We start from the raw sequence: 13,380 nt of genomic DNA on the forward strand, positions 1-13,380 counted from the left end.
GACGGTCTCTCAGAGCTGTAGTGATCTTTTGTCAGACCCGGTCAGACTCAGTGTCCCGTTGCATGTTATCGCTGCTTTTCTTTCGCGGTGCCGTGGCGGTGTTTCATTGTGTGTATGCATTCATGTCTGTTTTGACAGATCTGACCCGTCGCAGTTTTATTTCTGATGAGAACTTCGGGTGGTCATGCTCCGTAAAAAGCAACCTGCCTGGATAGTCTTTCGAACTGGTATTCCCGGTCAAACAAAGTGGGAGTTGTCCGTTGTTAAGAGCGATAATTAGTGATATTCACGGTAATCTCGAGGCGCTGGAAGCTGTCCTGGCTGACATTGATCGCCGTGAGATCAGCGAGATTTATTGCCTGGGTGATATCATCGGATATGGACCCAATCCGCGGGAATGCATCGATCTCGTCAGACAACGATGTAAGAAGTCTCTGCTGGGGAACCACGATCAGGCAGCCCTGTTTGATCCGGAGGGTTTCAATGCCGGTGCCGAACGTGCGATCTTCTGGACTCGGAAGATGCTGGAGACGGGTGATGCCAATAAAAACCAGGATCGCTGGGATTTTCTGGGCGAACTGCCGCGGATGATTCGCGAAGACAAACTGCTGTTCGTGCACGGTTCCGCCCGTAACCCGCTAAACGAATACGTCTTCCCGGAAGACATTTATAACCAGCGGAAAATGGAACGTATTTTTGGTCTGGTCGACCAGTACTGTTTCCAGGGACACACTCATATTCCCGGCATTTTCACAGAAAGCATGAATTTCCTTGCTCCGGATGAGATCGATTACGTTTACTCATTTGGCGAAGAGAAGTTCCTGGTGAATGTCGGTTCGGTGGGACAGCCTCGTGACGCAGACAGCCGCTCCTCTTATGTCATCATTGATGATGAGAAGGTGACCTTCTGCCGGGTTGAATACGATTTCAACACGACCGCCGAGAAGATTTACGAAATTCCTGATTTAGATAACTTTTTGGGCGATCGTCTGCGTGACGGTCGATAATCATGGAACAAAAACGACTTTTACTCTTTGTAGTACTGTCTGCCACAGTCATCTTTTTCTGGCAGATGTTCATTGTCCCCCGCATTGCTCCCCGTCCTCAGGTTGTCGCAGAACAGCAGGCTGAGAACGCGCCTGTGCAGGATGAGCAGGATCCCGATCTGCCCCTGGTCGCGAAAAAGCCGCCGACTAACGGCGAAGTCAAGCCGTTGCCCGAACAGCCGGAAGAACAGAAAGCCGGTTTTGCCCGCAATCCCAATCGGACAATTGTACTCGGTTCGCTTGATTCGGACTCAGGCTACTTTCTGCAGGCGAAGATCACGACTCAGGGGGCTGCCGTCCTGGAAGCCTCTCTGAACGATCCACTCTACAGGGATCTGGATGATAACAAGAAACAGTTGCAGGTCCTGGGGGAATTCAGTGGTGCCAAAGAGGTGTCACGGTCTTTACAGATCGAGATGAAACAGCTGGACCAGAAACTGGCCCCCTTCCTCACCAATACCCGTCGCGCTGACTGGAAGGTGCTGGAAGAAGTGAAAGATGCCGACGGAATCATTCATTCAGTCCGCCTGGGACTCAGTGCTCCGGATGGGAGTATTGAAGTGCAGAAGGTATTCAGTCTGAAAAAATATCCGGTTCCGGAAGGAGAGGACTTTCGCGAGTTTCGCAATACCCAGCAGGCCGGTTACCTGATTCACTTTGATCTCAAACTGATCAACGAAGGTTCTCAGGGGCAGACGCTGGATTATCAGCTGCTGGGTCCCGTGGGAATTCCGCTGGAGAACGCAGACAATACGCGTAAGTTCCGCGATCTCCGCATTGGATTTCTGCAGAACGATATGAGCGTCGACACCACGACCTTATACGCAGCAGACATTATTGAAGAGGTTCAGGAACAGAACGTCGAGAAATACACGCGGGCGTTTCAATTCGCCGGCGTGGACGTTCAATATTTTGCCGCCCTGATTACTCCGGATGGGAAAAACTATAAGCCGGAACTGGTCAATGGTGAGATGCGTTCGAATTATTCTGCCAGCGTCGAGCCGGTGCTCATCCAGCAGAATGTGAAAACCGAAGAACAGAGCCGCATCACGGTCAAAATCAATTCTGATGAAATCGAACTGCCCGCCGGCGGTGAGACCGAGCACAGCTATGCTCTGTATGCCGGCCCCAAACGGGAATCGTTGCTCGGACCGCCGTTGAAGGCGACCGAGATCATGGACTTCGGTTTTTTCGGTCCGGTAGCCAAACTGATGTTGTGGCTGCTGACGACATTGCACAGCATTGGATTGTCTTACGGGATCGCCATCGTCTGCCTGACTGTGATTGTGCGGGGAAGTCTGTATCCCCTGTCGCGTAAGCAGGCCGTAGGTGCTCAGAAGATGAAAGAGCTGCAACCGCAGATCGCCGAGCTGAAAAAGAAATATGGCGATGATCGCGAGAAACTGGGCCGGGCGCAGATGGAGTTGTTCAGCAAGAACAACTACAACCCGCTGGCTGGCTGTCTGCCGATCTTCCTGCAACTGCCGATTTTCTTTGGTCTTTATACCGCGTTGAACAACGCCGTCCAGTTGCGGGGAACCCCGTTCCTCTGGATCGACAACCTGGCTGCTCCGGATGCCCTGTTCAAGCTGCCATTCAATCTGCCGGTTCTGGGAGATAACTTCAACCTGCTGCCATTGATTACTGTAGGACTGTTTGTGGTCCAGCAGAAGCTGTTCATGCCGCCTCCGACTGATAAAGATCAGGAACTGCAGCACAAGATCATGAACTACATGATGATTGCGATGGGCTTCCTGTTCTACCGCGTGCCGGCCGGTTTGTGTGTGTACTTCATTGCCTCCAGTTTGTGGGGGATCTGTGAGCGGAAGCTGCTGGATTTCCAGGCCAAACGTCATCCCGCGACCAGTGCCGATCCGAATGTGATCGAAGTCACGGCTGAGACGAAGAAGTCATCTCCTAATAAGAAGAAGACGGACAAAGAAGAACAGCCTGCGAAAAAAGGCTGGTTTGCCCGCTTGCAGGAGGTTGCCGACCAGGCTCAGGCCCAGGCAGCGCTGAATGAAAAACAGCGTGATCAGAATTCCCGCGACAAAGGCAACGGGAAGAAGTCCAAGAAACGTCGATAGTCAGGACGTCCTGAGAGACGCGACATGAATCTGCAGTTTGACGATACGATAGTGGCACTGGCGTCTGCGCCCGGAGCAGGCGCAGCCGGCCTGATTCGCATCAGTGGTCGTGAGATTCTGCCCTGTCTGTCAGCCTGCTTTGATGCGGAAACGGACTGGCAGCAAAGCACGCGCTCGCAGCGGTATCCGGGAACTCTGCAACTGGCAGGTTCCGAAACCCGCCTGCCCGGTGCACTCTATTACTGGCCGACGTCGCGGAGCTTTACCGGTCAGCCGCTGGCGGAATTTCATACCGTTAGTTCTCCCCCTCTGCTGGAAGCCGCCATTGAGCAGATCGCTTCCCGCGGTGCCCGCATGGCGCGGCCCGGAGAATTCACGTTGCGGGCCTTTCTGGCAGGACGCGTCGATCTGATGCAGGCCGAAGCGGTACTGGGGGTGATTGATGCTCACGATCATGAAGAGCTGAACCTGGCACTCAGTCAGCTGGCGGGCGGTGTCTCGACCCGGATCGGGCGGGCACGCATCGAACTGCTGGAACTGCTGGCCGAACTGGAAGCGGGGCTCGATTTTGTCGAGGAAGACATCGAATTCATAGACCGCGTGACGCTGGTTACCCGTCTGGAAGGCATTCGCGAGTTCTGCGAGCAACTGTATGCCGACTCGGCACAGCGGATGGAGTCGACCGGAAGTCTGTCTCTGGTGTTGGCGGGGCTGCCTAATGCAGGCAAGAGCACACTTTATAACGCGCTGGTCGGGGATGCGGAAGCCGCACTGGTGTCGGACATCGCAGGTACCACCCGCGATTACCTGGTGACACCTCTTAAGTGGAAAGGTCAGAGTATCCACCTGATTGATACCGCCGGCCTGGAAACGGGCGCCCATGAAATTTCAGTCAGTGCTCAGAACTTTCGTCAGGCACAGACGCAACAGGCGGATCTGGTGGTCTGGTGCACGGCCGCTGATTTGACGCCTGAACTGAGAGTCGAGGACCGCCGTCAGCGCGATCAGTTGGCAGCCGTTCGCAATGTGCTGACGGTGCGAACGAAATGCGATCTCTCCCCTGCCCCTGTAGAAGCTCATTCTATAGAGGCCGACCTGGAGATCAGTGTTGCGGAGGGGACTGGTTTGGAAGCTCTGCAGGATCAGATTCTGGAACGGCTGTCTGAGACGCATCGCGGGGGGAGGCATCTGATCGGCTCCACCGCATCACGGTGTCGAGAAAGCCTGCGGGCAGCAGGTGAATCTCTGGGAGCCGCGGAAGAAGCCGCCGAACTGCAACTCGGAGAAGAACTGGTGGCGATTGAAATACGCGAATCCCTGCAGCATCTGGGGCAGATCGTCGGCCAGGTTTATACCGACGACATCCTTGATCGTATCTTCAGCAAGTTCTGCATCGGTAAATAAGCTGTCGCATCAGACAGTCAGCGGGCGTGAAGCCAGTCCGGCACAGTTCCGGGCTGGATACCCATTTGCGGAATGAAGTAGAAGAACATGAAGGCCGTGAGCAGGAATACGCCGATCAGATTCAGGATGATGCCGTAAGTCAGCATGTCGGACATCTTGATTTTTCCCGAAGCAAAGACAATCGCGTTCGGGGGCGTAGCGATCGGCATGGTAAACGCGCAACTGGCCGAGATCGCTGCGGGAATCATGATCAGCCGGGGATCGATTTCCAGACTGACCGCGGTGGCAGCCAGGATCGGCAGCACCGTATTGACGGTCGCGATGTTCGATGTGAATTCGGTCAGGAAGGTCAGCATCAGGCAGGCGGCCAGAACCAGAGCCCAGGCGGGCCAGCCGGCGATTACCTGCGAGAAGACATGCCCGACCCAGTCGGAGAGTTCGGTCGATTTAAAAGCGCCCGCAATGGCGAAGCCGCCGCCAATCAGCAGCAGGACGCCCCAGGGCAGTCGTTCTGCGGTCTCCCAGTCCATGAGATATTCCGTCTGCCCCGTTTCGGATTTCCGGGCAGGAATGGCAAACATCAGAATCGCCATCCCCATGGCAACGGTCGAATCGTGGACCCAGCTTGAAGCCTGATCCGCGGGGATGCCCCACTTCTTGAGGAAGTGAATCGGTAACTGTTCCCAGCCGGCCAGCAGCTCCCATTCACCAAAGATCAATGGTTTTCGCGTGACCCACAGAATAGCGGTGGTCGCGAAGACGAACAGCATCAGGGCTTCTGCGCGGGTGGGCTGTCCCAGCTTCTGAATCTGTTCCTGAATGATATCTCGGGAGGAGGTTTTAGAACTGGAAAGCGAAGGCATTCTCCAGCAGAGAACCAGCCAGGTGATCATAATAAAGGTCACCCCGAACGGGACAACCATGATCATCCACTCCCCTGCCGAGAGTTGCGGGCCTTGCGGAAACTGAGCCAGCCAGATCTGCTGAAAGGCGATATTGGTGGGCGTGCCGATCAGCGTGGTGACACCGCCGATGCTGGCGGAATATGCGATGCCCAGCAGCAGTGCGACTGAAAAATGGCGTATGGCTTTGGAAGAATCGACGTTGGAATCGAACAGTGAGAGTTCGGACATGGAACCGATGATCGCCATGCCGATAGGGAGCATAAGCAGCGTTGAGGCGGTATTACTGATCCACATCGAAAGAAAGCCGGTCGCGAACAGGAACCCCAGTACCACCCGGCGGGGGCTCGATCCGACGACATTGATCGTATGCAGGGCAATGCGGCGATGGACGCCCCATTTTTCGATGCCCAGCGCGATAATGAACCCACCCATATACAGAAAGATATTCTGATTAATATAAGCCTGACTGACCGTCGCCGGGTTCTGGATACCGAACAGCGGAAAGGCAAACAGCGGAACCAGGCTGGTAACGGCAATGGGTAGTGCCTGCGTCATCCAGAGGATCGCCATCAGCGCGGTCACCGCAGCCAGGCGCTGCGCAGCGGAGGACATGTCGTCCGGCGTCGGCAGATTCAGAATGATCACAAACGCGATCAGGCTGAACAGTTTACCGTAGAAGGGAATCCGGCTTTCTGAAGTGTGTGATGCGTCGCCAATCACGTAGAGAGTATCCCTGAGTTATCAGCAGGCGCGCTCCGCAGGGAGCAGGCACTGTCAACAGGTTAAGTCAGCGTGCCGAATCAGGATTAGTCCTGTGCCGGATGAATGAACTGGTGTCCTTTGGGGCGGACGGTCAGTACCGGACAAGGGGCTTTCCGCACGACCTTCTCTGCTACACTTCCGAGCAGGAGGTGCGCGGTGAAGGAACGACCGTGTGTGCCGACCACGATGACGTCGATGTCTTCTTTTTTCGCGTACTTCAGAATGTCGACAAACGGGTTGCCGTGAACCCAGTGGGTCACCAGGTCGAGCCCTTCTTTATCTTCGTCCAGGATCCAGTTTTCGAGTCGGGTTTTGGCGAAGTTTTCGAAGTCTTCCTTGGGCGGAAGTGCATAGCTTTCAAACATGGGCATGTAGACAATGGGGTCTTCAATCACGTTCAGCAGATGCAGCTGGGCATCGAATTTCCGTGCCAGTTCGACAGCGTATTGAGTAGCGGCCTGAGAGGGTTCACTGAAGTCTGTGGGGATGAGGATTTTATTGATTTCAATCATGAGCGGTATCCTTTCAGTGGCCGGGCCGACTAAATTATTCAGGGGCAATCATTGCAAGCAGGCTCCATTATAAGGGGAGTCGTGCGGGAAACAATAGACGGGGGAAGCGGGAAACGACATTCGAAAAAGTGTTTCTTTTTTTTGTTAAGAAACCGAGGTCGTGGTTTGTGAAACCGGGATGATCTCCTTATGATGAGTTGAGGCTCCCGAGAGGCGGGGGCCTGTTTTGTAATGAAAACCGAACAATTTGAGACCTAGAGAAACAATCAATCGGGGAGGCAAAAGAATGGAAAAATGGCCTATTGGTGTATTCGCATCCGTCGACGCGGGACTGGGGGTACACTTCGATGTCGTCCAGGAATTAGGAATCCCCACGATTCAGATTCATGCACCCCATGCGGAGACTCGGTCGAAAGAACTCGCCGACGAATTCATGAAGAAATGTAATGATGCCGGCATTCAGTTGACCTGCGTCTTCGGTGGTTTTGAAGGTGAAAGCTACGCAGATATTGAAACGACGAAGAAGACCGTAGGGCTGGTTCCAGCCGAAACCCGGGCCGCCCGCACGGAAGAGATGAAAGAGATTTCCGATTTCGCCAAACAGCTGGGTTGCGATACCGTGGCGCTGCACATTGGCTTTGTTCCCGAAGATCGTGAATGCGACGATTACAAAGATCTGGTGAAAACCACCCAGGATCTGCTGGATCATGTCAAAGTGAACGGCCAGAATCTGAACCTCGAAACCGGGCAGGAAAGCGCCGATCATCTGCTTGATTTCATCGGTGATGTGGCTCGTGACAATCTTAAAATCAACTTTGATCCCGCGAACATGATTCTGTACGGGACGGGCGATCCGATTGCTGCTCTGAAGCGGGTCGGCCATCTGGTCGGCAGTGTGCACTGCAAGGATGCCACCTGGGCTCCTGAAGATCAACGTGGCGTGGCCTGGGGAGCAGAAGTGCCTCTGGGGGACGGTGATGTTGGCATGGGAACATACCTGCGGACTCTCGATGAAATCGGTTACACTGGCCCGTTGACCATTGAACGGGAGATTCCCGAGCAGCGGGATCAGCAGAAGGCTGATATCGGCAAAGCGGTCGCTTTGTTGACAGAGTTGAAAGAACAACTGGCCTGAATGCTGCCTGTTTCCCCTGAAACTGCTGGCGGAGACTGTTTGTGAAGAACGTGTTTGAAGATGTGACCTGTGCCGGATGTTGCTGCGTCTGCGATGACATCCAGGTCACGACAGACGGCCAACAGATACTAGACGTGCAGACCACCTGCCCCCAGGGGCAGGCGTGGTTTGCGCGCTCCCGCCAGACGAATCAGTTACAGCCTCTGATCAGAGGCGCTGAAGCGTCTCAGGAAGCTGCTTTGACTCGCGCTGCAGAGCTGATTCAAACTGCGACTTCTCCCCTGCTGTTCGGTATGGGACAATCCGCGACCGAAGCGCAACGGGCTGCCATCAGTCTGGCGGATCGAATCGGAGCCACGATCGACAGCGGTGCTTCAGACTCTACGCGTGCACTCCAGCAGGTGGGGGAAGCTTCCTGCACCCTGGGAGAAGTGCGTAGTCGTGCGGATCTGATTATCTACTGGAACGCGGAGAGTCTACGGACGAATCCGCATCACCAGCAGACCCTGAATTCCGGGACCGACCCGATTTCACGGAAAATCGTCACCGTTGGTTCTTCCCTGTCAGATGCAAGTGCTGATGTTGATCTTGCACTCCGTGTTCCTGTTGAGGGGGAATTCGAAACCCTCTGGCGGTTGCGGGCACTGCTCAGAGGGATTGAGCTGAATGGGGAGGTCTCCCCAGGTCTGTCAGCCGGAGAACTGGAATCACTGGCAGCGCTGATTCGGCAGAGTCGCTATATCGTGATTTTTTTCGGACCTGCTACCTCTGGAGATCACCTGTTCCATCGTAAGCTGGAAGCACTTTCATTACTGGCCCGTGAGATTCAGTCTGAACGTCGCTGTCATACCATCAATGTTCCTGCTTCGGGGGCTGCAAAAGGGGCCGAATCGGTGCTGGCCTGGCAGACAGGTTATGCGGCGGCGGTGAACTTTGCAGTCGGGTATCCGCGTTTTTCTCCCTGTGAATATGCAACTGTTCGCATGCTGGAACAGAAAGAGGCTGATGTCTGTCTGCTGATCGGTGATGCACCTTTGACGGGACTTTCGGAGCTGGCCCTGCAGGAGTTGCAACAGATCCCGCTGATTCACGTCGGCCCTGCTCCTCTGAGCGACCTTGAGCCGGAAGTCTTCATCCCGACGGGTATCTCTGGGATTCATTCAGCCGGTTCCCTCTACCGCTTTGACGGAACACCGCTTCCATTACGTGCACTGATTGCCACACCTCAGCTCAGTGAAGCAGAGGTGCTGCAGCAACTCGAAAGCCTGCTCACGCCTGTTTTGCCTATCTGTTAGCAGGTAAAACCCTTAGGTGATTTCTGGCGAAACAGCATGACTGTTATAACAGTCAGGACCTGAATGAGATTTTTGCCACGGATATCCCTCCTCAGGTGAGGGAGCAGAATTCTGACCTAGAGTTGAAATAAGTCTCTACTCAGGAGAACCATGTTGTGACCGGCGGCTCACACAGACGCTCAAAGCTGTCAGGTTTCATCAGTATTTCTTTATGGTTCGCTCAGGTTCCGATTATGATTACAGAAATTCAGGAAAAAACAGGACTCACTCAAAGTGATACAGCGGGAAATCAGGAGACCGTTGCGATTCGTGTAGAAGATCTGATCGTGGGACGCACGATTCAAAATCCGATCCATGATGCGAATGGTGTGCTCCTGCTGGCTGAAGGTTCCGTGATTACCTCACGCTTCAAAGATTTATTGCGCGAGCGCAAACAGAGTCATGTGGAACTGCACGGCGACGATGCTGCTACAGTGAGCCTGAATGCACTGGCGGGAAATCCGCTGGTCGACGGTGCCAGCCAGGGGATCTTTTCTACTGAGTTGACAGAAAAACTGGACCGGTTAATCGAATCAGGGTCCATGTTTGTTGCCAATACCGGACCGGCACTCCGCGATTCGATGGTGGTACATGGCTGTAAAGGGTATGACCAGAAGCATCGCGAGCATCTGTTCGAGCAGCAGAAAAAGTTCGGTGAATCACTGGATGGAATGATGCGCGGCGCCCTGAGTGGGACAACTCCCAGCGGTTCGCAAATCACCAGCATGGCGGCCAGTTATCTGACACAACTGACTGCTGACGCAGACAGCGTGATTTCCGTAGCAACAGAGGCGGGAAAAGACGAAACCCTGTCGCAGCACTGTTTGCAGATGTCGCTGTTAGGCATGGCGATTGGTGCCGAACTGAACCTGGATGAAACCAACGTAAGAAACATCGGCCTGTGTGGGCTGGTCCACGACTGGGGCATGGTCAAAGTACAGGCGAAAATCGGTAAATGGCGTCGTAAGCTCGATCCACTGGAGCGGATGGAAATGCAGAAGCATCCCATCTTTTCTCTGGAAATGCTGGAAGATGTGGCAGGGATTCCGAGTATTGTGCCGGTCGTCTGTTACCAGGTACACGAACAGCCGAACGGACTGGGTTACCCCCGGCAGCGAAGTCAGAAAATGATTCACCTGTTCGCCCGGATCTTAAATGTGGCCCATTGCTATGTGTCGCTGACCAGTTCCCGTGAGGACCGCCCTGCCCTGATGCCTTACGCGGCGATGGAGCACATGCTGCGTCTGACGAACGAAAAAATGATTGATTCTTCAGCGATGCGAGCCTTGTTGAACCTGCTCTCGTTGTTTCCGGTGGGAAGTTTCGTCACCCTGACGGATGGAAGTGCGGCTCGCGTGATCCGTCGCAATGGGGAAAATTATACGAGTCCGATCGTACAGATCATCCAGACCGCGGATGGCAAACAGGCCGATCCCCTGGATCCGAATTGCATTATTGATCTCCGCCAGAGTGAGTTGGAGATTGATCAGGCCCTGCCCACCCCTGGAAAAGATGAGATCGAACTGACATCCGAACTGTTTTACGGACAGGTTTAAGCTGCCCTGACCGTTAAATTGCTGCTAATCCGAACCTCATAAGCCGTGAAACTGTCGATATTTGCAGAGCCAGATCCACTTCTCCGGGAAAACTGACGATTCCTGAATCAGAAACGGTGGTTATGCTTGAAACTGATCGCGGAATGGCTTATATTTCCATCTCGCTTCCATTAAGCGATGAATTCACAGGGAGTTAACGCCAGTGATTTCAAAGCGGAAACGAAGGGCATGTAGCTCAGTTGGTAGAGCACAGGACTGAAAATCCTGGTGTCGGCGGTTCGATCCCGCCCGTGCCCACTTTTAACCTGAAAACGACGCCGAGCGGGAATGTCTTTTGATATTCCCGCTCGTTTTTTTGCGCCCTGCCCTCACCAGATTCGCCTGGTCTGAACAACCTGATCCCGGGGTTGTGAGCAAGGGCTTCTTTGTTGACGGACGGTCTGATTCTGTTACGATATTTTTGTTTAGATGCTGCTGGCGTCAAAGCATTTCAGTTCGCGAATCATTTCTTGGTAGAGCAAATATGAGTTGTGCCGATGTTGTTGACAGGACTATTTTTCTACAGCGTTTTTTAGATGAATCACAATTATTGATGGGGGTTGTCTGATTCTAAAATCTGATCTGCAAGCGTGGATTTCATCTCAAGACTGCCAGTTTTGTGCGCAGTCATTTTCCAATATTCAAGTCAACGAAATAATCGAAACTGGCAGTCCCTGTTTTTACTGTCTGCCACCGCTTCCTGAATGTTGGGAATTCAAGTGTCACTCTTGCAGTCGACAGGTTGTGGTCTGCGTGAGCCATGAAAAACCATGGTTTATTGGAAGAGGGACCATAGTAATGTTGAACCCGATCTCGGTAAACGCCGCACTGGATCGACTAATCGAACTGAATGGTCAAATGGTAAATCTGGTGGGAGCATTGTCGTTAGATTTTGAAGGAACATGTATTAATCACATCCCAAAATCTGAGTGCCATTCAGAGAAGGTAGGCACGCATCAATCCAGTATCTGGGTAAACTTCGATTTAGCGGCCATGAAGCAAAACGAACAATGGTTACAAGAGTTTGACGGCCGTCATGTGCGGGTTGAAGGTAGACTGTCTGTTCCAGAAAAAGGCTTTGATGGCTGCGGGCATTTTTCACTCTGGCCTGCGGAAATTACAGTGACCAAAATCGTCAATTCAAATGACGGTGATTAGTACCCGACTTGATGCTAAGTTATCCCTTGCTGGAATTATCATAGCGTTCTATGAGGCAAGACATGAGAAATCTCGAAACGCTCGAACTGAAAGCATTTGTGCCTGCGCAGGACTTTGAACTTTCCAAACGCTTTTACTCGGATCTTGGTTTTCAGATTCCCTGGTCTTCGGATGAACTGGCCTATCTGCATTGTGGTAATTGCACGTTTCTGTTGCAGAACTTTTATGTCAAAGCGCTGGCAGAGAATTTCATGATGCATCTCTCGGTTGAGAATGTCGACGACTGGCGTGCGCATGTCCGGGAACAGCAGATTGCCGAGAAGTATGGCGTGGTAGTGACCGAGCCGGAACAACGCCCCTGGCGGATGCGGGACTTTGTACTGTATGACCCCTCCGGCGTATTGTGGCGGATTGCGGAAAATACAGATTGAGTTGTTGCAGTTGTGTTATTGGGTTTCGTTATGAAAAGACGAATCATCCTACTGTTACTCTTGCTCGCAGGATGCTCAAGGAGCACTCCCTCTCCCGGGCCTGCGATTTCGTTTGATGAAGCTTCCGGCGTGATTACGATCAATCCGGCTGTCGATGCAAAACGAAAAATCAGTTATGGCTTTCCACTGGGATCGGTGACTGTAGAAACGCTGGGACACAAAGAGGGTGAGTTACTCTTTGAGTACACCCACGAAGTCGAAGGAGGCTATACCGTCTATCTTTGCCGGGTTCCCGTGACCGATCAACCAGTGACGATCGAACTGCCGAAAGGCGGGGATACTGAGCCCAAGACTTCGTTTGACCTCGAAGACAGCAAGTTCGTGCGTGAGGGCAGTGTGTTCTTCGATTAAAGTCTCTTCCGATTTCAGTGCCGAATGAAGTGGCTATCCGTGCTGCTGCTGATCCCCAGACTGATTTTATCTGATATGTAAAATGGATCGCGTCGGAATCGACTTGAACGAAACGCATTTACAGGTACTATGAAAGGGCGTTGGGATTTCCTGTCATTAGAAAATGGATCTGTATCTGAGAAAGTAGAGCCGATGGAAGATCAATGGGCCGTGGGCCAGACTGAGTGGGAAGGTCACCCACTGTTTGTACGCTTTAACACGTCCGTCCAGGATGGTCATTTGAAAGGCGAATTTCCGATCAAGGTTGGCTTTGCCCTGCCCTTGCATACGCCCTCATCAGAAGGTCTGCCCGGGGAAGAAGAGATGGAACAGCTGGGCGAGATCGAAGAGCTGATGGAAGAATATCTGGGTAGTGACGGCGTATTGGTACTGGTATTGACCACTGGGGGTATGCGTGAAGTAATTTTCTACGTTCGTCCTAACACTGATATCGCAGGCGTCCACAAGCGGCTGATGACGGAAGTCACTTCACATGAAGTCCAGTGTGTCGGAGAAGAAGAACCGGGGTGGGATTCCTATTATGCGTTTGTGGGTGAGTGA

At 53.1% G+C, this 13,380-nt stretch carries 12 protein-coding genes and 1 tRNA gene; 11 read left to right on the forward strand and 2 right to left on the reverse strand.

Annotated features, from left to right (window positions below):
- Positions 1 to 260 precede the first annotated feature (260 nt).
- Genes HG66A1_RS13425 through HG66A1_RS13435 form a run of 3 tightly spaced genes read left to right on the forward strand, consistent with a single transcriptional unit; the run spans position 261 to position 4,537 of the window.
- A complete protein-coding gene (locus tag HG66A1_RS13425; RefSeq protein WP_145184562.1) occupies positions 261 to 1,007 on the forward strand; it encodes a metallophosphoesterase family protein in 747 nt (248 codons plus the stop codon).
- A 2-nt stretch (positions 1,008 to 1,009) separates the two neighbouring features.
- Positions 1,010 to 3,133, forward strand: coding sequence for a YidC/Oxa1 family insertase periplasmic-domain containing protein (locus HG66A1_RS13430; protein ID WP_145184565.1), 2,124 nt, complete (start codon positions 1,010 to 1,012; stop codon positions 3,131 to 3,133).
- A 24-nt stretch (positions 3,134 to 3,157) separates the two neighbouring features.
- Positions 3,158 to 4,537, forward strand: coding sequence for a tRNA modification GTPase (locus tag HG66A1_RS13435; protein WP_145184568.1), 1,380 nt, complete (start codon positions 3,158 to 3,160; stop codon positions 4,535 to 4,537).
- A gap of 17 nt (positions 4,538 to 4,554) precedes the next feature.
- Here the strand turns inward: HG66A1_RS13435 and HG66A1_RS13440 are convergent, their stop codons facing one another.
- Together HG66A1_RS13440 and HG66A1_RS13445 are read right to left on the reverse strand one after the other, a co-directional pair.
- Complete coding sequence (locus HG66A1_RS13440) at positions 4,555 to 6,162, reverse strand: SLC13 family permease (protein WP_145184571.1); 1,608 nt, start codon at positions 6,160 to 6,162, stop codon at positions 4,555 to 4,557.
- 86 nt (positions 6,163 to 6,248) lie between these two features.
- The gene (locus tag HG66A1_RS13445; protein ID WP_145184574.1) at positions 6,249 to 6,716 is read right to left on the reverse strand and encodes a universal stress protein; all 468 of its coding nucleotides are present in this window, start codon (positions 6,714 to 6,716) and stop codon (positions 6,249 to 6,251) included.
- A 286-nt stretch (positions 6,717 to 7,002) separates the two neighbouring features.
- Here HG66A1_RS13445 and HG66A1_RS13450 point away from each other — a divergent pair, with 286 nt between their 5' ends.
- The 8 genes from HG66A1_RS13450 (at position 7,003) to HG66A1_RS13485 (ending at position 13,380) form a co-directional block, all read left to right on the forward strand.
- The gene (locus tag HG66A1_RS13450) at positions 7,003 to 7,851 is read left to right on the forward strand and encodes a sugar phosphate isomerase/epimerase family protein (protein ID WP_145184577.1); all 849 of its coding nucleotides are present in this window, start codon (positions 7,003 to 7,005) and stop codon (positions 7,849 to 7,851) included.
- Between the two features lie 41 nt (positions 7,852 to 7,892).
- Positions 7,893 to 9,146 (forward strand): hypothetical protein, encoded by a 1,254-nt coding sequence (locus HG66A1_RS13455; protein WP_145184580.1) that lies wholly within the window; start codon positions 7,893 to 7,895, stop codon positions 9,144 to 9,146.
- A 233-nt stretch (positions 9,147 to 9,379) separates the two neighbouring features.
- Positions 9,380 to 10,741, forward strand: a complete 1,362-nt coding sequence (locus HG66A1_RS13460) for an HD-GYP domain-containing protein (protein ID WP_145184583.1) — start codon at positions 9,380 to 9,382, stop codon at positions 10,739 to 10,741.
- A gap of 224 nt (positions 10,742 to 10,965) precedes the next feature.
- A tRNA-Phe gene (locus tag HG66A1_RS13465) sits at positions 10,966 to 11,038 on the forward strand.
- A 540-nt stretch (positions 11,039 to 11,578) separates the two neighbouring features.
- Positions 11,579 to 11,938, forward strand: a complete 360-nt coding sequence (locus tag HG66A1_RS13470) for a hypothetical protein (protein WP_145184585.1) — start codon at positions 11,579 to 11,581, stop codon at positions 11,936 to 11,938.
- A gap of 62 nt (positions 11,939 to 12,000) precedes the next feature.
- A complete protein-coding gene (locus HG66A1_RS13475; RefSeq protein WP_145184588.1) occupies positions 12,001 to 12,369 on the forward strand; it encodes a VOC family protein in 369 nt (122 codons plus the stop codon).
- A gap of 30 nt (positions 12,370 to 12,399) precedes the next feature.
- Positions 12,400 to 12,780 (forward strand): hypothetical protein, encoded by a 381-nt coding sequence (locus HG66A1_RS13480; protein WP_145184591.1) that lies wholly within the window; start codon positions 12,400 to 12,402, stop codon positions 12,778 to 12,780.
- Positions 12,781 to 12,972: 192 nt separating this feature from the next.
- A complete protein-coding gene (locus HG66A1_RS13485) occupies positions 12,973 to 13,380 on the forward strand; it encodes a DUF695 domain-containing protein (RefSeq protein ID WP_197993943.1) in 408 nt (135 codons plus the stop codon).

The organism is Gimesia chilikensis, assembly GCF_007744075.1.
GTDB classification, from domain to species: Bacteria; Planctomycetota; Planctomycetia; order Planctomycetales; family Planctomycetaceae; genus Gimesia; species Gimesia chilikensis_A.